20 protein-coding genes are annotated in these 18738 nt (G+C 54.1%); 3 read left to right on the forward strand and 17 right to left on the reverse strand.

Annotated features, from left to right (window positions below; genetic code table 11):
- Positions 1 to 57: 57 nt before the first annotated feature.
- On the reverse strand, positions 58 to 270 hold the full coding sequence (locus ACZ481_RS20575) for a DUF2922 domain-containing protein (protein WP_464767203.1): 213 nt from the start codon (positions 268 to 270) through the stop codon (positions 58 to 60).
- Between the two features lie 42 nt (positions 271 to 312).
- Positions 313 to 537, reverse strand: coding sequence for a DUF1659 domain-containing protein (locus ACZ481_RS20580; protein ID WP_464767204.1), 225 nt, complete (start codon positions 535 to 537; stop codon positions 313 to 315).
- A 209-nt stretch (positions 538 to 746) separates the two neighbouring features.
- On the opposite strand from ACZ481_RS20580, the gene ACZ481_RS20585 reads away from it, so the two are divergent.
- Positions 747 to 1046 carry a type II toxin-antitoxin system Phd/YefM family antitoxin gene (locus ACZ481_RS20585; protein WP_464767205.1) on the forward strand — a complete coding sequence of 100 codons (300 nt, stop codon included), beginning with the start codon at positions 747 to 749 and terminating at the stop codon, positions 1044 to 1046.
- Positions 1024 to 1338 (forward strand): type II toxin-antitoxin system RelE/ParE family toxin, encoded by a 315-nt coding sequence (locus ACZ481_RS20590; protein WP_464767206.1) that lies wholly within the window; start codon positions 1024 to 1026, stop codon positions 1336 to 1338. The genes ACZ481_RS20585 and ACZ481_RS20590 overlap by 23 nt, the downstream gene beginning before the upstream one ends.
- Before the next feature lie 193 nt (positions 1339 to 1531).
- Here the strand turns inward: ACZ481_RS20590 and ACZ481_RS20595 are convergent, their stop codons facing one another.
- Both ACZ481_RS20595 and ACZ481_RS20600 read right to left on the reverse strand, forming a co-directional pair.
- The gene (locus ACZ481_RS20595) at positions 1532 to 2107 is read right to left on the reverse strand and encodes an RNA polymerase sigma factor (protein WP_464767207.1); all 576 of its coding nucleotides are present in this window, start codon (positions 2105 to 2107) and stop codon (positions 1532 to 1534) included.
- A 155-nt stretch (positions 2108 to 2262) separates the two neighbouring features.
- Entirely contained in the window at positions 2263 to 4176 is a 1914-nt protein-coding gene (locus tag ACZ481_RS20600; RefSeq protein ID WP_464767208.1) for an ABC-F family ATP-binding cassette domain-containing protein, read from the reverse strand.
- 160 nt (positions 4177 to 4336) lie between these two features.
- Here ACZ481_RS20600 and ACZ481_RS20605 point away from each other — a divergent pair, with 160 nt between their 5' ends.
- On the forward strand, positions 4337 to 4924 hold the full coding sequence (locus tag ACZ481_RS20605) for a hypothetical protein (RefSeq protein WP_464767209.1): 588 nt from the start codon (positions 4337 to 4339) through the stop codon (positions 4922 to 4924).
- On the opposite strand, the gene ACZ481_RS20610 is transcribed toward ACZ481_RS20605, so the two are convergent.
- From ACZ481_RS20610 to ACZ481_RS20670, 13 genes are all read right to left on the reverse strand, one after another.
- On the reverse strand, positions 4925 to 5407 hold the full coding sequence (locus ACZ481_RS20610; protein ID WP_464767210.1) for a glycosyltransferase family 2 protein: 483 nt from the start codon (positions 5405 to 5407) through the stop codon (positions 4925 to 4927). It lies immediately after the preceding gene.
- Between the two features lie 60 nt (positions 5408 to 5467).
- A complete protein-coding gene (locus ACZ481_RS20615; RefSeq protein WP_464767211.1) occupies positions 5468 to 6133 on the reverse strand; it encodes a response regulator in 666 nt (221 codons plus the stop codon).
- Positions 6134 to 6306: 173 nt separating this feature from the next.
- Positions 6307 to 7104 (reverse strand): tyrosine-protein phosphatase, encoded by a 798-nt coding sequence (locus ACZ481_RS20620; RefSeq protein WP_464767212.1) that lies wholly within the window; start codon positions 7102 to 7104, stop codon positions 6307 to 6309.
- A gap of 127 nt (positions 7105 to 7231) precedes the next feature.
- On the reverse strand, positions 7232 to 7447 hold the full coding sequence (locus tag ACZ481_RS20625) for a hypothetical protein (protein ID WP_464767213.1): 216 nt from the start codon (positions 7445 to 7447) through the stop codon (positions 7232 to 7234).
- A gap of 254 nt (positions 7448 to 7701) precedes the next feature.
- On the reverse strand, positions 7702 to 8994 hold the full coding sequence (locus ACZ481_RS20630; RefSeq protein WP_464767214.1) for a SpoVR family protein: 1293 nt from the start codon (positions 8992 to 8994) through the stop codon (positions 7702 to 7704).
- Positions 8987 to 10171, reverse strand: coding sequence for a sporulation protein YhbH (gene yhbH, locus ACZ481_RS20635; RefSeq protein ID WP_464767215.1), 1185 nt, complete (start codon positions 10169 to 10171; stop codon positions 8987 to 8989). The genes ACZ481_RS20630 and yhbH overlap by 8 nt, the downstream gene beginning before the upstream one ends.
- A gap of 38 nt (positions 10172 to 10209) precedes the next feature.
- Entirely contained in the window at positions 10210 to 12138 is a 1929-nt protein-coding gene (locus ACZ481_RS20640) for a serine protein kinase (RefSeq protein WP_464767216.1), read from the reverse strand.
- 399 nt (positions 12139 to 12537) lie between these two features.
- On the reverse strand, positions 12538 to 12927 hold the full coding sequence (locus tag ACZ481_RS20645; RefSeq protein ID WP_464767217.1) for a hypothetical protein: 390 nt from the start codon (positions 12925 to 12927) through the stop codon (positions 12538 to 12540).
- A gap of 102 nt (positions 12928 to 13029) precedes the next feature.
- Positions 13030 to 13494 (reverse strand): VanZ family protein, encoded by a 465-nt coding sequence (locus tag ACZ481_RS20650; protein ID WP_464767218.1) that lies wholly within the window; start codon positions 13492 to 13494, stop codon positions 13030 to 13032.
- Positions 13495 to 13598: 104 nt separating this feature from the next.
- Positions 13599 to 14621: a UDP-glucose 4-epimerase GalE gene (galE, locus tag ACZ481_RS20655; protein WP_464767219.1), complete on the reverse strand. Its 1023-nt coding sequence runs from the start codon at positions 14619 to 14621 to the stop codon at positions 13599 to 13601.
- Positions 14622 to 14660: 39 nt separating this feature from the next.
- Positions 14661 to 15578: a hypothetical protein gene (locus tag ACZ481_RS20660; protein WP_464767220.1), complete on the reverse strand. Its 918-nt coding sequence runs from the start codon at positions 15576 to 15578 to the stop codon at positions 14661 to 14663.
- A 167-nt stretch (positions 15579 to 15745) separates the two neighbouring features.
- On the reverse strand, positions 15746 to 17290 hold the full coding sequence (locus tag ACZ481_RS20665) for a capsule assembly Wzi family protein (RefSeq protein ID WP_464767221.1): 1545 nt from the start codon (positions 17288 to 17290) through the stop codon (positions 15746 to 15748).
- Between the two features lie 313 nt (positions 17291 to 17603).
- A complete protein-coding gene (locus ACZ481_RS20670; RefSeq protein WP_464767222.1) occupies positions 17604 to 18671 on the reverse strand; it encodes an O-antigen ligase family protein in 1068 nt (355 codons plus the stop codon).
- Positions 18672 to 18738 lie beyond the last annotated feature (67 nt).

The following is an 18738-nucleotide window of genomic DNA, read 5'->3' on the forward strand; positions in this document are numbered from 1 at the left end:
TACATCCAAACGCCCTGTTACAGACTGTAACAGGGCGTTACTATTAGTACCTCCGTTTTATACCAGGGGCACAGTCTCCCGGCTGCGGACCCGGGCCTCCACCGGCGCCGTCAACGCAGCCCCTTTGATGCTGAAAATGTTCCGGGTGATCATCTCCGCCATAACCGCCTGCGCCTCGGCCAGCGTCAGCCCTTCCTTCGGGTCAGGCAGACTGATGCTGACCTCCTTGCCGGCACTGGTGCGAAACACCATTTCCAGGGTTTTAATCATCGCTGTCCCTCCTTTTGTTATGGGTTAATGGATAAAACGGCGTTACTGATTCACCAGCAGGCTGCTGTCCTGGCGGACGATATCCACCAGCGTATGCTGCTGCAGGCTGCCCAGCCCGGCCGCGACCGCATAGAGATCGCTGTCCGCCGCTTCGGACCGGATATTGGCATAGGTCCGGAGTTTGAACACCGGGCTGCCGGTTTCACTGACGCCGGTCTGGACCTTAAGGACCATTTTGCCGCTTTGCGGCGATTTTACCACTGCCATCCAAATCACCCCCTTACCCTCTACATTCCGGCCGACTGCCTTTTTAAACAGGTAAATAAAAAAAACTTACAGCAATCAGCACCACCTGTCCAATAGCACTTTCGGATGTTATTTTCATACAATATTCATCTGTTATTCAGATAATTAATTGTATAATTATCTGAAGCAGGGTATAATATAACTAAGATCTATAAAGGCAGGTGCTTACTATGTCCGTTATTATCCGGCCGATATCGGATTTAACCAAAAAGGTTTCTGAAATTGAGTCCATATGCTTCCAGCAGGACTCGCCCGTTTATCTGACCAAAAATGGTTCCAACCATATGGTGCTGACTAGTCACGAGCATTACGAAAAACTTCTCGCACAAGTTCGTCTCTATGAGAAACTGTTACTGGCCGAAGGGGAAAATCGCCAGGGAGAAATGCTTGATTTTAACACTGTGATGGATGAAATTGATGCGGAAACAGTAGGGGTTTCAGGTAAAAATGACCGAAAAGTACGCTATTGAAATTGCCCCTTCCGCAGCTAAGGATTTAAAAGAAATTATTCGCTTTATTGCCAAAGACAACCCTGTTGCTGCTCAAACTCTGGCAAATTCAATGCGGGATAAAATCAATACCGTACTTACCGCCAATCCGTACTTATGCACCATCCTGTTGGACTATCCGGCGTTGGCAACCGCCGGTTACCGCCGGTTAGTTGCTCACAAGCATTATTCGGTTTTGTACGTAATTGTCGGTTCGTCTGTCAAGATCATGCATATCTGGGATAATCGCCGCAATTGGAATTTAATGCAGTAAACAACCCCCAAAACTACTAATCAGACTCACAGTCTCAGACGGATTGCATAAAGTGATACTTACGTATCATTGCTGAGCTATACCGTCAGCCCTCCGGCATGCAACCAAACGCTCCTGTTGACGCAGGAGCGTTCTTAATTATCCGCTGTGTGTTATACCCTTTATAGACAAATATAAAAACATATTTTATTTATTATACTGCGCCGAAATATTTTCTCAGGCCGGCCAGACCCCGCTGCCGCAGTCCATAAGCCGCCTGCGGCGTAATCCCCAGCCCGGCCGCCGCGGCGGACAGCGTCGCATCCCCCAGCAGGGTTTTAGCAAGGACCAGACGCTGCCTGCCAGGCAGGGCGGCCAACCCCTCGTACAGCATGGAAGCCAAAATGCGGCCCTCGGCTTCCCGGTCAACCTGAGCGTCGGCAACCAAAATAGCCCGCAAGCCCGCTGTACCATCCGTTTCCTCATCACCATCGCCGCTCAGCGGTATCTCCCGCTGCCAGCGCCGCCGTTCCCGCTTAGACAGGTTCCAGACCGCATACCGGACCTGCTGCCTGGCATAACCGGCAAAGGGGATGCCTGTTGACAAATCATAGGCCCGTACAGCCTCAGCCAGGGCCAGCCAGCCTTCGGCGGCGGCCTCCTCTCTGATCGCGGCCGCATAGGGCTGACCGGCCCATTTATACACCAGGCCGGCAAACCGCCGGGCCAGCTCGGCAAAAGCCGCCCGGTCCCCGGCCTGAGCCGCGATAACCAATTCTTCTGCCGTCATTTCCTCACCTGCCGCAAGGAACCGGTTCCTCAAACTCAGCGCTTGCTGCCAGCATAGCACGAACGGCGCGGGAAAACAAAAACCGGCGCGGCCCAGGTCAACACCTGAGCCATGCCGGCACCGCACAAACAAACGCTAACCGGGCCTCCGCCGTCCTATTCGCCGGTTAGCTCCAGCCAGGCCTGATACTTTTCATCCAGCGCCGCCTGCCGCGCGGCGTACGTGTCCGCCAGTTCCCGGCTGAGACCGGCATCGGCATGGCTGGCCGGGTCGTTCAGGCTGACCTCCAGGCCAGCGATCTCCTCCTCCAAAGCAGCGATCTCCTCCTCCAGCTTCTTCACCAGCCGGCCAGGCTCGGGCTTGCGCCAGCTGCCCTTGCCGCCGCCGGCCGGCTCGGTCCGCTCCTGCCGGCCCCCGCCCTTCTTCGCCGCCCCGCCGGCCTGGCTGGCCGCCTGGGCGGCGGCTTTGGCCTGCAGGGCCTTTTTATCGCGGTAATAGCTGTAATTGCCGGCATATTCGGTCAGCTGCCCGTCTGCCAGCTCCACCACCCGGTTGGCCACTTTATCCAGGAAATAGCGGTCATGGGACACCGTCAGGAACGTGCCGGGAAAATTCATCAGGGCCTCTTCCACTGCCTCCCGGGCCGAGATATCCAGATGGTTTGTCGGCTCATCCAGGAGGAGAAAGTTAGCCCCGGCCAGCATCAGCTTCAACAGCGCCAGCCGCGCTTTTTCCCCGCCCGAGAGATCCCCTACCAGCTTGTACACCTCATCCCCCCGGAACAAAAACGCCCCCAGGTAATGGCGGGCCCGCTCCTCACTGAAGGCAAACTCGCCCATAATCTCGGCCAGCACACTGTTGGCCCCGGTCAGCGTCTCATGCTCCTGGGCAAAATACCCCAGCCGCACCCGGCTGCCAAGTTTAACCTTGCCGCCGGCCGGCGCCAGTTCCCCGGTCAGCAGCTTTAAGAGGGTTGTCTTGCCGGCCCCGTTCGGCCCGACCAGAGCCACGCCATCACCGCGCCGCACCAGCAGCGAGGCCCCCTTCAGCACCTGTTTGCCGCCATAGCCGGCCACCGCTTCGCTCAGTTCGGCCACCCGCTCGGCACACTCGGCCGGGGGATTAAAGGTGAAAAAGTCAAAGCTGCTTCCCTCTTCCGGCCGGCTCAGCCGCGCCAGCCGCGACAGTTGACTCTGCCGGCCCCGCGCCTGCTTGGACTTGATGCCGGCCCGGTAGCGGTCGATATAGGCCTCGGTTTTGGCAATATAGGCCTGCTGCTTGGCGTAGGCCTTCTCCTGGGCGGCCAGCTTCGCCGCCTTTTTCTCCAGGTATTCGCTGTAGTTGCCGCTATAATCGGCAATAGCGCCCTCCTCAATGGCCAGAATCCGGCCCACCACACTGTCCAGAAAATAACGGTCATGGGAAATTACCAGCACTGCCCCGGCATAGCCCTGCAAAAACTCTTCCAGCCATTCCACCATCGCCAGGTCCAGGTGGTTTGTCGGCTCATCCAGGTATAAAAAATCCGGCTGACGGATCAAGGCCCGGGCCAGGCAGATCCTGGTTTTTTGCCCACCGGAAAACTCGCCGGTCCGGCGCGTAAGATCCTCCGCCGTAAAGCCGAGGCCAAAAGCCACCCGCCGCACCGTATTGTCAAGCTCATAGCCGCCGCCCCGCTCAAACCGCTCCACTGCCAGCGCATACTCCTTCATCAGCCGGTCAAGGGCCGCCGGCTGCTGCTCCCCGGCAATCGCCGCTTCCAGCCGGCGCATATCGGCCTGCCAGCCCAGCACATCGCCATAGGCGCTCACCAGCTCGTCGTACAGCGTATGCTCGCCTAGGTCGGTATCCTGCTCCACATAGCCGGTCCGTTCGCCCGGCGCCATCACCACCTGGCCGCTGTCAGGCCTCTCCAGGCCTAACAAACAGCGCACCAGCGTCGTCTTGCCAGCGCCGTTGGGACCGATCAGCCCCACCTTCTCGCCGCGCCTGATCTGAAAACTAATCTCCGTCAAAACGGTTTGTATGCCATAGGCCTTGCTCAGGCCGTGAACTTCCAGTACACTCATAGGTCGCCTCCTGTCTGCATACTTATTGTACCTATTAATAGCGGCCGGCACAAGAGCGGCTTACGGCAAAATCGCGCCGTTCCCTTGCCAACCGGGTGTGATTCTGATAACATGGAATTATACAGAACATATGTTTGTCCATTGATGGAGGTACAATCCTATGAGCGAACCGCTAAACGCCTGTACACGTATTGCCGCCATCATCCCCTGCTACCAGCCTGGCGGCGACAGCACAGCCATCATTGCCGTCGATGGCAGCGTCACCAGCCTTACAGCCCGCATACGCACCGTCCTCCGCCGCCTGGCCCGGCTCCGGGCCATCGACCTGGGGGCGCTCAGGTCCAGAACCAGAGCCGCGACGGAACGGCGAAACCTCGAACCCCTGCCGCTGGCCCCCGGGCTTGTCCTGGTGCCGGTCAAAGTCCGCCAGCCGCGGGTAGCCGGCGACACGACCACCGGCTATATTAATTTCCATGCCGTTACCACCGTGGCGGCCAATAAAAACAAGCCTTACCAGACAACAGTCACCCTGGCCGGCAAGACCGAACTCCCGGTGCTCTGGACACCGGCCACCGTCAACCGGCAGCTGGCGTTAGCCCGCCTGGCGGCCACCGCAGCCCCGGCCCTGCCGGTACTGACCGAGGCCCTGCAGGCCACCTTGCCCGGTTACGACCCGGCGCTGCTGAACCTGGCCGTCAAGGTGGCCGAGCTTGTCAACGAAATCGTATGTATGAAACCCCGCCCCTAATTATCCTTCCATCCGGCTCCGGACAGCAATATCGCTCTTCTGCTGCCGCAGCAGGGAAGCGACCACTGCGATAAATTCCTCTGTTTTCAGCCGGGTAGTCAGGTCAAGCACATGCACCACCGAACCCCGGCACAGCGGCATGGCTTCCGATACCGGCCGGAGCGGGCTCCGGGAATGAACAATAGTCAGGGCCGGCATTTCCCCGGCCAGGCGCTGCAAAATAACCGGCGTCAGGTCATCGGAGTCGCAGTCCACCACAACCGCGTCAAACCCGTGGCTGCCTTCCTCCAGCTCCCTGACCAGATACCGCATCAAATCCTCCACTTCATATTCCATATTTTTAAGCAAAATGATCAAACTGGCGTCAGGCAGCCGTACCAAATCCAAGGCAGTAAACCAGTTCCACACATCCTTCAATACATACCACAAACCATACAGTGCCAGTGATACAATCACAATACTCACCGGATATGATAAAAACAAATTATCCTACCCCCTTCCTTTGGGATAGGATAATATATGCGGGCACCGCTTGATTGGTCATTACAAAACCACAATCTTTTGCCTGATCGCGTACAGTACCGCCTGGGTCCGGTCAACCACATTAATCTTGCGAAAAATATTGGTCAGATGGTTTTTTACCGTTTTCTCACTTAGAAACAGCTTCTGGGCAATCTCCTGATTACTCATCCCCTGGCCAATCAGCTGCAGCACTTCTATCTCCCGGTAAGTCAGCCGCTCTTCCTTCCGGCGCTGCGCCATGGCCGTATCATTCCGCTTCTCTTCCTGCCGGGAAAGCTCGCCAAACAACCGCCGGGCCAGAGTCGGGTAGATAAAAGACTGTCCCGCAAAGACCATGCGGATCGCATTGACCAGCATGCCTGGCTCAATGTCCTTTAACAGATACCCAATCGCCCCGGCCTTGATTACCTCAAACACATAGCTCTCATCGTCATGAATCGTGAGAATAATGATCTTAACGGCCGAGTTGGCAGCCTTAAGCCGCCGGGTTACTTCCAGCCCGTTCATCCGCGGCATATTTACGTCAAGCAGAATAATGTCAGGCTTAAGGCGCTCCACCTGTTTAATCGCTTCCTCCCCGTCAGAGGCCTCCCCGATTACGTCAAAATCCGGTTCCAGCGACAGCACATTTTTTATTCCCTGCCTAAGGAGCGCATGATCATCGGCTATTAACAGTTTTATTGACAACAACACTCACCTCCTCGCCGGGCATGTGCAAATATTTACAATATTAAAAAATGTTGCAGATGGGATAATATGTCTACTATTCGCTTCCCCTGTCGGTTTTCCTGCAACCTTCCCGCTCTTCCGCAACGGATAAGACAAAGGTCCTACAGCCAAGTAGGACCTTTTCCTTATCACTAACAGACCCCCAGTTTCATGAATAGTTTTTGCAAAATACCAGGCTTTTTGGTTTGGGCTAACGACTTGATTGCAAAAATCTCCACATCCTGGCTGTTGATGATATGCCGGGGATTGGTAGTCAGTATTTGCCGGGTTTTTTCCGCCCCGATTAAGCCTGTCAGTTTTTCCCTGGTTGCCGCCAGGTCCGGGTTGCGATGCCTGGCGCTGTGGGCGTCGGACCCAATACAGTGCACCATATCCCGGGCCAGCAAAAGCTCCGCCGTCTGCCGGCTGCGCTCTCCCATCCGCCCCATCAGGCTGGAACCGTTGACCTGGGTTAACACGCCCCGTCTGATCCATTCCACCAGGATTTCGGGATCTTTGGCCAGCAGTGGATGCCGCTCGGGATGCGCCAAAACCGGGGTAATGCCGCGGGCCTGCAAACTAAAAAAGAAGTCCTCCGTAAACCCCGGAATATCAATAGCCGGCAATTCGACCAGCATATAGCGGCCGCCGTTCAGACAGTACGGTCCCGGCTCTTTCACCAGCTCGAGAATATCGCGGTGAATGGCAACCTCACCGCCGGGATACACAGGCAGATCCCAGCCGCGCTCCCGGCCCTCGGCCTCCAGCAGGCGGCAGCCGGCCACAATTTGCTCCCAGGCCGGCAGCCATTCGCCCTCAATCACATGCGGGGTGGCGACAATGGCCTTTGTTCCGTTGTTCTGCGCAATCTCCAGCATTTTCAGCGAGGTTTCCAAATCCTTGGCCCCATCGTCAATAGCCGGGATAATATGACAATGTATATCCAGCATCTGATATTATGTCTCCTTTAAATGGCTAACCTTCGTTTTTAGTGTACCTTTTGTCGCCTGGTTTTGTCAATTCTCGCACCGGCAGAAAAACAAATCTCCAGGTCTGAAAAACCTGAAGATTTGGGGTTTAATTATTTATTTTATTCTGCAGGCATTTCTGCGCAAAAGAACAATACTCTTCCATCGTTTCAATAAGCTCCCGGCACTGCTCTGACGACAAGGCCGCCGGCTGACAGTTGGAATGGCCCAATACCTCCCGGTATATATCCTGCAATTGATAATTGCGGTATCCCAATTTCAACAGCTGCTCTTTCAAAAATTCGATGCGTTCCCATTCTGTCACCGCTATCCCCCTTAAACGTCAACAATAATCCGTCGCATTTGCCAGAATAATCCTGACAATTTTAGTTCTTAAGTCCTATTGACATTTATATGTATTCATTATATACAAATTCATTGAGAATGACAATCAAAACATTTCGTTCATTTAAGACAAATTTCGACAAAACTTGTCGCTCCCTAACAAACAATCCCGGCAGCCACAGACTGCCGGGGTTATATATTACCTTGCTTTGCAAGTAGACATAATGCTCGGTCCTAGACAATGATCACCTCTTGCAACCGGTTGCAGCAGATCAGCTTATCTTTGCCCGCCAGCCTGGTCCGGAGCTTGACCCCGTCCCCCCATAGGGCGGCCACCTGCTTGAGGGTCTCTTTGGCATAACCAAGCTCCAGCTCGCGGCCGTCATAGTCATGAGTCAGGATTAACTCGCCTTGTTCGACGGTCGCCGGCGTAATGGCCGGGATTCCGCCCAGGCCGACCGAATTGGCCAGTTGGTCGCGGATCAGCTGCCAGCCGTCTGCGTCCGCCACTTCGGCCACGACCACGTTATCGCCTTCCACCGCGTAAGCAAACAGGTTCAGTTCCCGGCACAGCTCCTCGTTCAGGTAGCGCCGCAGGAAAGACTGATCCCGTTCGTCGGCCCGGATCGCCGGCAGCTTGTCCCGCCCCAGCGACCGGTCCAGGTACTCAAACAGCTTGAAGCCGACATAATAGGGATTGAGCTGCTGCGGATGGGGCCGGACTACCAGGTTATGCCGCTGCAGGAACTCCAGCTGCAGCCCCTGGGGCAGGTCCAGCTGCTGCAGAATCCGGTAATGCCAGTAGCTGGCCCAGCCTTCATTCATGATTTTGGTTTCCAGCTGCGGCACAAAATACAGGCTTTCCTCATGAACAATGGTCACCAGATCCTGTTCCCAGTCCTCCAGCCGGCCTTTGGCCGCCAGAAACGCCAGCAAATCGTTCTGCAGCCGCGGGGGTACGGCCGCGGACCGCTCCTCTGCCAGCGTCTGGCGGGAATCGGCCCTCGCCGGGCCAGTGCGGCTGACCTGGAACCGCAGGGCATGGGCCGCATCCAGGATCCGCTCCACCTTGTCCGGACCGATGCCCGGGTCCTGAATATAGGCCCGGACCCGGTCGGCATGGGCCTTGAAGGTTGCCAGCGTCAGCTCCGCCCGGGTATCTCGCTTAAACAGACGGTTGTTTTTAAAGAAATCGTTATGCCCGTAGACATGGGCCATTGTCAGAATCTGCAGCAGCAGGGTATTGTCCCGCATCAGGTACGCCAGGCAGGGATCGGAGTTAATCACCATTTCGTACGGCAGTCCGCTCAGGTTGTACTGATAAAAGGTCTTTTGCCGCTCGTAGGCCTTGCCAAAACTCCAGTGCGGGTAGTGGGACGGCATGCCGGTATAGGCCTCATAACACAGCATATCCTCGGCGCTGCACAGCTCGAACTGCTGCTCGTAGCAATCCAGGCCAAACTCTGTGGCCAGCTGTTCAATGCGGTCATTCCAGGCCGCCAGTTCCGCCAGCGTATAGTCAGTCATCGTCCTCCCTCCCTGCCGTATCCTTATCCAGAATCTGCCTGAAGGCCGGCCAGACATCATCCTTGCCGGTCATGTGGGCGGTGATAAAATTGCCGGCCTGAACCTTGTCGTCAAATTCCTGTTTGACAGTGCTGACCCAGTGCTGAGCCCCCACCTCGACATAGCCGAACAGATTGCCGGCGGCGCATAGCTGCCGGGCCAGTTCCACCGCCCGGGGGTTGTCCTCCTGCCAGTTGTCGCCGTCCGAGCAGTGGAAGGCATAAATATTCCACAGGCCCGGATTATAGCGCTGTTCAATAATCTCCAGCGCTTTGGCGTAGCCGCTGCTGATATAGGTGCCGCCGGACTCGCCCCGGTGGAAAAACTCGTCTTCACTGACCTCTTTGGCCTCGGTGGTATGGGCGATAAAGCTGATCTCCACCTGCTCGTACTTATAACGGACAAACTGATACAACAGAAAGAAAAAACTGCGGGCCAGATATTTGCGGGTCTGGTCCATCGAGCCGGAGGTATCCATAATGCAGATGACCACCGCATTGGACTGCCGGTCCAGCTCCGGTTTTACCCGGAAATACCGCAGGTCCTCCTCCCGGAAGGGAACCCGGCCGAGCCGGCTGTCCCCGTCTGCGGCCGGCCTCTCGCCGCCCAGGGCGGTCTGCTGCCGTTTGAGCTTCTCAATGACCGAGCGTTTCTTGGCCAGGCGCGGCGGGATGCCCTTGCGCTGGAACCCTGACCGCTTGTAGTTGCGCTCTGTTTCCACCTGGGAAAACTTTTTGCGCTCCAGATCCGGCAGGTTCAGGTCCTCAAACAGGTACTGGACCAGCTCGTCCAGCGTGATCTCGGTTTCATAGATATCCTCGCCCGGCTCATTGCCGGCCTGGCCGGCCCCCTGTCCCGGACCGGGCTGGCCGGTCTTGCCGATGACCTGGCCCCGCTGCTCGCCGCCGCTGCCGGTACCGGTGCCGCCCTGGTTCTGGCCATAGACAAACCGGTATTCCCGGATCCCCTTGATGGGGATCTTAATTTTCTTGTCCCCGCTCTGACCGATGATGCTTTCCTCCGCCACGATGCCACCGACATTTTTTTTGATGGCATCCTCAACCAGCTGCCGGTGCCGCTTGCGGTCCCACTGGGAACGGTCGGTTCCGCCGGCACCTGCGTCTTTGAATATCGCCACAGCTATCCCCGCCTTCCGCTTAATATCCCCTGCCGGGCTTAGTCCCGCCAGAGGTTGTTGGCCGCATATTTCAAGATGACATTGCAGCAATGGTCACAATAGCCGCTCCGGTTCATCTCCGCCACCATCGCCTCATATTTGCCGTCCTGCTCCTTGTCCCGCACCCGGGCCTTGGTCACAACCCGCGACAACTCCCGGACCGAGGCGGTCAGTTTTTTCTCAATGGCCTCCTTGAGCGGTTCGTAGCTCCGGTAGTCGATGGTGCCCTTGTTGCGCAGCAGGGAAAACATATAGGAGGTTACATCCTGCCGGAAGCCGAGGGCGGCCGTGCCGGTAATGCCGATCTGCTCTTCAATCGACTGCAGGAAGGCCACATCCGGTTCCAGTTCCTCACCGGTATTGGGGTCTTTCAGCTTGGTGGCATTGACAAAGGCCTCCGAATGATCCAGGTAGTTGTTAAACAGGCTTTCGGCCTGCTCCTGGTAGCCGTGGATAAAGGCCCGGGTCACCTCTTTTTCCAGCAGCTTGTTGTATTCTTTTTTGATCGTATCCTGCAGCAGGCCCAGATAGCGTTTCTTCTCATCCTCGGCAATCACCATCTCCTTGACCGCCTTCACCAGGGTATCGAGCACCGCCAGCGGGTTGATGCAGTTATGGTCCGATTCGGACAGGGCCGTATCAATGGCTTTCATGATAAAGCGGGTCGAAATACCGCTCATGCCTTCCCGCGGCGCCTCTTCCCGCAGCTCCGTTATATCGACCTTGCGGGTGGAGCCCTTCTCGACAATCTCCTCTCCGTTATAGATGCGGAGCTTGGTCAGGGGCTCGACCTTGGCGGTCGGGGCCAGGCGGGTCATAATGGCAAACATCGACGCCACCTCAATGGTATGGGGCGCGATGTGGGCGTCAAAGGCACTGTGCGTAAGCATTTTGCGATAGATCTTGACTTCCTCGTCCAGTTCCAGGCAATAGGGCACCTCCACCTTGACAATCCGGTCGAGAATGGCCTCATTGGTATGGTCGGACTTAAACTTGTTCCACTCCGCCTCATTGGAATGGGCCAGGATAATGCCGTCAAAATAAATCATCGAGCCCTTGCCGGGCGAGGGGATCGATTTCTCCTGGGTGGCGGTAATCATCGTATGCAGATACTCCACATCATTCTTGAAAACCTCAATAAACTCGACAATGCCCCGGTTGCCCACGTTGAAAGCCCCGTTCAGGGCCAGCACCCGCGGATCATCCTCGGCATACATGTCCATTTTGGAGATGTCGACCGAACCGGACAGCACCGAGGTGTCCTGATTGTTGGGGTCGACCGGCGGCACAACGCCCACCCCTTTCCGGGAGCGGACCGAAAACTCGGACACCGTCACCGGCATCTGTTCAAACTCGCCGTTATATTCGTTTTTGAGGCGGTAACGGCAAACCGGGCACAGGTCCCCCTCAATCTTAACCCCCAGCACCGCCTCGAACTCGGGCCGCAGGTGCTTGGGAATCAGGTGCAGCGGCTCCTCCCGCATCGGGCAGTCTTTGATGACATACACGGGCGGGCTCATCTCCAGCGCTTTTTTCAGCGCCTCCATCAGCGAAGACTTGCCGGCCCCCACCGGCCCCACCAGGTACAATACCTGCCGCGCCTCCTCGCCCTTCATGGCCGCTGAATGGAAATAGCGCATAATCTTCATAATGCTTTTATCAATGCCGTAGAAATCATTCTCAAAAAACTGGTACCGGCGTAAGGTTTCATTGCCATAAATCCGTTTTAACCGGGGGTTTTCCTCGGTTTTTACCAGCTCAACGCCAGGCGCGGCCAACAGCTCATGCATCCGTTGATGGGCCAGCATGGCGACTTTCGGGTTTTCCTTTACAATCGCAAGGTAATCCAGCAGTGTCCCGGAAAAATGCTGATGCTTCCGGCTCTCACGGTCTGTGCGAATCAGACTGGCAAAATCAAAATTACCCATACCTGGCCTCCTTAACGTATTTACTCGGTAACCGGCTGGTGATACAGGGCCTTGCCGGCATCACCCGTTGTTAACCAACAGTGTTTTATATCGCACACACAACACACTCTGTACACCAATCCCCCTATGCCACGGACATTTGTCCTTATTTGTTACTAGTATATCAAAATTATGTAAACTTGTCTAAAGGATGTTTGTGGCAAAAAAAAGCCAGGGCACCCGGCCCGGGCTCCTGGCTTCGTATCCCCTATTAGCACGTACTGGCCGCCCCTTTATCCCTGTGTCTTTTAGACACTTTAAAGCGTGTTAAAAACGATAAAGGCCACGCAAAACAGACTCAGCCACTCTGACTCCATCCTTCCGGTTTACCGGCGGAAGCCTGGCGGCCGGTCAGGCAAGCTACATAGCCCGTTTTAAAGCCTGCATCTCCGCTTCCTGCCGGGTAGTGCGAATTGCCAGCACGTCCAGCACATCGGAATGATGGGCTTGTACCAATTCTATTTTATCTGTCTTATCACCAATTACAGTGATCATCTGGACGACATCGGCAAAACCTTTTTCCAGCTTGTTTTCCAGGGTTACAAAATCTTGCTTCAGTTCAGCAACCTCCTGCTGAAGTCTGGCGCTATCCTGTTTAAGCCCGGTGACATCCTGTTTAAGTCCCGCAACATCCTGCTTGATCCCGGTAACATCCTGACGCAGTTCCTCGGTAACGGCATTGTTGTGGCCTACCATGGTAATCAGTTGGGCCAGCATCTGTTCCAGCCGGTTAAAACGCTCTTCGCTCATTCCCTCTCCTCCTCCCATTCCCCAGTTAGGTTCTGCTTATAGTTTCCGCCTTTTTCCAGTATACCATCGTAGCAGGAAAAATGACAACTTTTCTTTTTCTTATTATCGGCTCCCCTGGCTGCGCCTGTAGCCCCGGCACAAGAGGATGCCCGCCAGAGCACTGCCGCTATCGATCAACACGTCCCGCAGCTCGCCGCTGCGGCCCGGCACATAGACCTGATGCAGCTCATCCAGAACGGCAAACACGGTGCAAAAAAGCATAGCGGCCGCCACCAGCCAGGTCTTGTTCCGGCTGCGGCTATGTAGGCGGAAAGCCTGATAGGCCAGGCAGCCCAGCACAAAATAGTTGACCCCATGGGCCACCTTTCGCACAAACCCGTGTAAATGCAGGACCAGCAGTTGCTGTTCTTTCGCGCTCTGAGCCACAGGCAGCAGGGTTGTCAGCAGGTCAACCAGCGCTTGTACCACCATTTGGCTCAGCCCTTTAGACTCAACGGCGGGCTGCGCGGAAAACCAGATAATCAGCAGCATCCAGCCGCCAAAAAACAACAGTGCTAACGTTTTCATTACCGCCTCCGCCTGGCTACATATGCTGAATGTGCCATGATATTAAACAACCAGCCGACGGTCCTGTTAAGAGACTGGCAGCTGGTTTCCTACCGAATGCTCTGTTATTTATCCTCACCGTCATAACCACAGGGGTTATTCAGCTGCCAGTTCCAGGCATCGCTGCACATATCCTCAATATTTTTCTCAGCCACCCAGCCCAGTTCGGCTTTGGCTCTGGCCGTATCGGCATAGCAGATGTCAATATCGCCCGGGCGCCGGCCGGTAATCACATAGGGGATCGGCCGCCCGGTGGCTTTCTCGAAAGCCCGGACCAGCTCCAGGACACTGTAACCCCGCCCGGTGCCCAGGTTATAGGCAGACAACCCCGGGCCGGCCAGCACTTTGGCCAGCGCCTGCAGATGGCCTTTCGCCAGATCCACCACATGGATATAATCCCTGACCCCGGTTCCGTCAGGGGTATTATAGTCATTGCCGAAAATACTGAGCTTCTCCCGTTTGCCAATAGCCACCTGGGTAATATACGGCATCAGGTTATTCGGGATGTCCTGCGGGTCTTCCCCGATTTTACCACTCCCGTGGGCGCCGATCGGATTAAAATACCGGAGCAGGGTTATGCCCCAGGCCGGATCGGCAGTATGCAGATCGCTCAGGATATCCTCAATCATCAGTTTTGTCCGCCCGTAGGGATTGGTCGCACTGCGGCCGCAGTCCTCGACTAGGGGAATACGCTCCGGCACGCCATAGACCGTGGCCGACGAACTGAAGACCAACTGTTTCACCCCATACCGGGTCATAAGCTCACACAGCACCAGCGTGCCGGTGATATTATTATGGTAGTAGGCAAGGGGCAAAGCAACCGACTCGCCCACCGCTTTGAGGCCGGCAAAATGGATAACTGCCTCAATATCATTCTCGGCAAAGACTTTGTCCAGCTTGTCTCCGTCCCGGATATTCAGCTGATAAAACCTGGGCTGTTTGCCGGTGATGGCCGCAATACGCTGCAGCACCGCCGCTTTGCTGTTGCTGAAATTATCGACGATAATGACATCATATCCGGCCTGGAGCAGTTCCACACAGGTGTGGCTGCCAATATAGCCGGCGCCGCCGGTTACTAAAATAGTCATAGTAAATACCTCTCCTGCTTGTTATTCAGTTCCCCAGCCCTACTCTTTCCGGGTGAATTCTATTTTTTCCTCCCGGGTGCTCCCATTTACCATTATCACCCGGGCTACGGAACCCTGCTCAGGCCAGCCGCCTGCTTCTTTATAAGTATACTGCAGGCTGTCTGTCATGGCAAAATCCCTGACACTGAAATCAGCAGCGGGTTGACGCCCCATTGCCGCCGCCATATCCTGGAGTGTTTCCATCAATATGGCTGCCGATCTTTCTTTGTCAACCGCCTGGTGGATCTGAATGTGCTTAAAGCCGCCGCTCTGCGAGGCCCGCATTGTGACCACTCCATCCAGCGGCCGGGCCGGATCCAGGGGATTCGGCAAGGTTATATTCAGCTGATAGTCTTCATCAGCCTCCAAATCCTGCCCCAGGAAGTAAGGGTTATGTAAATATATTATTTCTTTCGCGGCAATATAATCAACAAAGTTCTCATTACTGGTAAGGCTGGTAAGATACTTGCCGACCATAGCCCGTGCCGGGGCATCGGGAACCAGCGCCAGCAGCCGGGGAATCAAGTCGGTTATCCGCTGCCGCAGTTCCTCCTCATTCACGACCCGCTGATAAACGCCATCCTGGTTTGTGGCATATTTGATTCTCAGTTCTTGCATCAAGTCTGTAAACATACTACTGTAAGCAGCCGGTAAAGGAATGTCCGCAACAAAATCCTCATACCGCCATTCGAATACATAGCCGTCATCGCTTTTGCCGACTACGGTGACGGCAACCGTCATGTTTGCCGAATGGGTTTCGCCATTCTGGGTTCTGCTTTTGATAACCTGATACCTGGCTGTTTCGTGTTCATGCCAGGCAGGCTTAAAACTGACCGGTTCGGCGGCCGCCCCGGTCAGCGGGATACAAATGGCTGCAACTACTATTAGAAGCACCAGGGACAAAATGCGTAAAGGCATATCCTGCAACTCCTTCCAACCTTGGCTGGCCGCGGGGCGAGGGAACTCATTAATGAATATCGCCTATGCCTTAAGTCCTTTACCAGCCGCGCTCACTTAAAATCAATGAATGTCTATCTGGCTTGTGACAATTAACTTAAAAGGACTATAGCCGGTGCTACAATTAATTAATACAGCCAGCGCACACTGATACCGGCAAACTGATCCGTTTCATCCTGCCCGCTATTAAAATTGGCATTACTGATCCGGGCCACGCCAACCTGACCGTCCAGGAACACCCGGTCCTGCAGTTTGGTCTCGTATTGCAGCCACAGGGATTTTGTGGTTTGCTGAACAGGAGCATCCCGATCCTGTTTGACCTGTTTGACATTAAGGGAAAGCTTGCTGTCCTTGTCCAAATAATTGCCAAGCTGCATATAATACTGGTTGGCATTATACCCCATGGGATCGCCAATAAGGTCCCCCTTATACACATAGCCGTTGGTATACAGCTGGTGGCCATACCAGGACTTGCTGGTATTGGCATATTCCACCTTCATATCCCAGGCTCCGTCCTGGCTGAGGCGGGGAATATAAACCCCTACCCGTTCCGCGATTTTCGAGGGCATGTAGTTGGCCTGGTCTTCGCCGTACAACTCGCCATAGACCTGGACCCCGTTCCATTTCGGCACCCGCACTTTAAAATCAAAGCCGGCAATATTGTTCCATTTATCGGCATCAGCATCATCATTTTTACCACTAAGCCAGTCCCAGTAATCGCCACTGCTCAGGCCTTTGCCTTTACCGCCGAGCATCGAGGTAAAGGACAAACCGAAGGTAAAGTTTCGCTGCGGGGTAAAGGTACTCCGCAGCCCCACAAAGGAAGGACCGTCCACCTCGTTGGAATTAAACTTTGTCCGGTTGCTTTCCAGTTCGCTGTATAAAGCAGTAAAGTTCATGTCCCCCAGAAAACGGAAAAAACCGTTAGTCCGATAGGGTTCAAGGTTGGAAACCTTAATTGAAGTCAGCGGTGTCATATTATTGCCGAGAATCAGCGAGCCTGTAGCTCCGTGTCCCCAAAACACCGGGTCTTTGCCCACCTGAATGGAAGTCCCGTTGATCCTGGTTTTGATATAGCCGCTGGTAAGAGCGGCGTCTCCATGCTGGTCATCATCATAGCTAAACCGCGGCACCAGGGCTACAGCCACATCAGGAGCAAGCTTACCAGTCAGCAAGGCTGAGGCAACCACATTGGCGTCCCCACCATAACGATACCCGTTATTATTGTTGTTGAGCGGCTGCTGACCAGCCCGTGGACCACTGTTAGGATTCATGCGGTAACGGAGGCCGTCTCCGTCATAGTTGCCAAACTCCAGACGAACTTCCCGTAATGCCAGCGACGTATCGGCCACGCCCCCAGCCAATACCTCCAACTCCGGCGCCAGTTCGCGCTCCAGTTCATTCTTCATTCCCGCCAGATACGCCGGCACTGGCCGGTGCGCTGCCTCGATCCGGATTTCCGTCAGCCACTGGGCCATTTGCATTCTCGTATACGGCTTTGTCCCATCGGGGATTGATTGCAGATAACCTAAACCATCAAACTTTTCGATGTAGCCGTACAGCGGACTGGCTAAGGGAACATTGGGGGAAACAAGATCAGACGGTGAAGCCTGGGAACTTGCTGATAATGCAGAAACCACCAAAGCCAGAGTTAAAGATTTTTTCCATGCCATAATTAAAGCATACTCCCTTATTAATTCCTCAAGCCCTACAAACTTCAGGTTGGCTATCAATACAACAGACTATATTTTCCATTACTTTATTTATTTTATCATAAGCAGCCCTATGTTGCCAGAGCCATCAGATAACACCTGCTAAAAGCGCTTGCATCCTACAGCATAGCCAGACAATAAGAAAGCCTGCTCTATCGCTCTCTTTAGAGCGATAGAGCAGACTATGTTTATTCCATTCGTTTTATCTGTATTCAGATACACTTGCTTTTACGGCCTACGCACTCCCGGACGAGCAAGACCAGCTCCCTGATCGTCACATCTTTCCCTGAACCGATGTCTTGTTTTTAACGGTATAACTTCTAACAATCCCCAAGGCCAAGCCAATCATGTACATAACAATCAATAAGGTACTCGACTGTTGCAGCGTTTTATCGACCAAACCATGCAGTAATATGGTCATTACGCCACCACTAATTCCCAGCGTTAAGAGCCGGTGGTATTCATTATTTATTTGTGGATAATAGTTATAAACATAAATTCCAGATAAAAAGAAAAACACGATGAACGCAATTGCCGCCAAAATACCGGCTTCCGTCGCATACACTAGAACCTGATTGTGGGCATGCGATACTAATTCTTTGGCCTCAGGCAGCATAAATTGTGGATAGGCCTGCTTGAAGTTTTTAAAACCGACTCCAAACGGGTAGGCCTGAATCATTGCCAGGCTGCTATAAAAAGCATTGAGTCTTTCAGCATTGCTAGACATTTGCAAATCGAAGATGCTTTGTATCCGCATCAGGACATCGTTATAACGGAAACAGAGCACCGCAATGGCGGTCCCACAGACCGATAACAATATTTTATAATTTTTCTCTATAATCAATAGCGCCGGGACCACAATAATTACTGCCAGCCAGGCCCCCCGCGATAAGGAAACAAGCAGGCCCCCAGCCAGCAATAGGAGGGTCACGCTTAATACTGCCTTTATATAGGAATTCTGCTTGCTTAGCAGGATTGCAAGTACCACCGGAATCATGATTTCTATATTCATGGCTAATATATTAGTATTTGTAAAAGGTCCCTGTGGCCGGTTAATACCTAAAAAAATATATTGGTAGATTCCCTGTATGGCACTTATAGCGCTTATCAGCACTAACAGGTAAAGCACAGCCTGCATCCAAACCCGATATTTGGGATTCTGCACAGCTTTATAAGTTGCCAAACATAAAACACTACCGATAATGTGGTAAGTGTACGTGGTGATGCTTCTTCCTGAAGGAAAACTCATGACAGCTGGCAGGGCGAATAGAAGAAAACTTAATAATACCCCAAATATATGATTGCTGGTAATTTTATTTGTAAACATATCTTTCCTTTCCATATGGGTTTTATTAACTCTTTTTAAACTGACTCCCCTATCCTGATATTAGTTTCCACTCTATTCCTAC

The sequence above is a fragment of the Sporomusa intestinalis genome (assembly GCF_055383785.1).

Excerpts from the sequence above, each read along its gene's own strand:
- ACZ481_RS20575 (WP_464767203.1), bottom strand. The coding sequence starts at position 270 with ATGATTAAAACCCTGGAAATGGTGTTTCGCACCAGTGCCGGCAAGGAG.
- ACZ481_RS20580 (WP_464767204.1), bottom strand. The coding sequence starts at position 537 with ATGGCAGTGGTAAAATCGCCGCAAAGCGGCAAAATGGTCCTTAAGGTC.
- ACZ481_RS20585 (WP_464767205.1), top strand. The coding sequence starts at position 747 with ATGTCCGTTATTATCCGGCCGATATCGGATTTAACCAAAAAGGTTTCT.
- ACZ481_RS20590 (WP_464767206.1), top strand. The coding sequence starts at position 1,024 with ATGACCGAAAAGTACGCTATTGAAATTGCCCCTTCCGCAGCTAAGGAT.
- ACZ481_RS20595 (WP_464767207.1), bottom strand. The coding sequence starts at position 2,107 with ATGACGGCAGAAGAATTGGTTATCGCGGCTCAGGCCGGGGACCGGGCG.
- ACZ481_RS20600 (WP_464767208.1), bottom strand. The coding sequence starts at position 4,176 with ATGAGTGTACTGGAAGTTCACGGCCTGAGCAAGGCCTATGGCATACAA.
- ACZ481_RS20605 (WP_464767209.1), top strand. The coding sequence starts at position 4,337 with ATGAGCGAACCGCTAAACGCCTGTACACGTATTGCCGCCATCATCCCC.
- ACZ481_RS20620 (WP_464767212.1), bottom strand. The coding sequence starts at position 7,104 with ATGCTGGATATACATTGTCATATTATCCCGGCTATTGACGATGGGGCC.
- ACZ481_RS20630 (WP_464767214.1), bottom strand. The coding sequence starts at position 8,994 with ATGACTGACTATACGCTGGCGGAACTGGCGGCCTGGAATGACCGCATT.
- ACZ481_RS20640 (WP_464767216.1), bottom strand. The coding sequence starts at position 12,138 with ATGGGTAATTTTGATTTTGCCAGTCTGATTCGCACAGACCGTGAGAGC.
- ACZ481_RS20645 (WP_464767217.1), bottom strand. The coding sequence starts at position 12,927 with ATGAGCGAAGAGCGTTTTAACCGGCTGGAACAGATGCTGGCCCAACTG.
- ACZ481_RS20650 (WP_464767218.1), bottom strand. The coding sequence starts at position 13,494 with ATGAAAACGTTAGCACTGTTGTTTTTTGGCGGCTGGATGCTGCTGATT.
- galE (WP_464767219.1), bottom strand. The coding sequence starts at position 14,621 with ATGACTATTTTAGTAACCGGCGGCGCCGGCTATATTGGCAGCCACACC.
- ACZ481_RS20660 (WP_464767220.1), bottom strand. The coding sequence starts at position 15,578 with ATGCCTTTACGCATTTTGTCCCTGGTGCTTCTAATAGTAGTTGCAGCC.
- ACZ481_RS20665 (WP_464767221.1), bottom strand. The coding sequence starts at position 17,290 with ATGGCATGGAAAAAATCTTTAACTCTGGCTTTGGTGGTTTCTGCATTA.
- ACZ481_RS20670 (WP_464767222.1), bottom strand. The coding sequence starts at position 18,671 with ATGGAAAGGAAAGATATGTTTACAAATAAAATTACCAGCAATCATATA.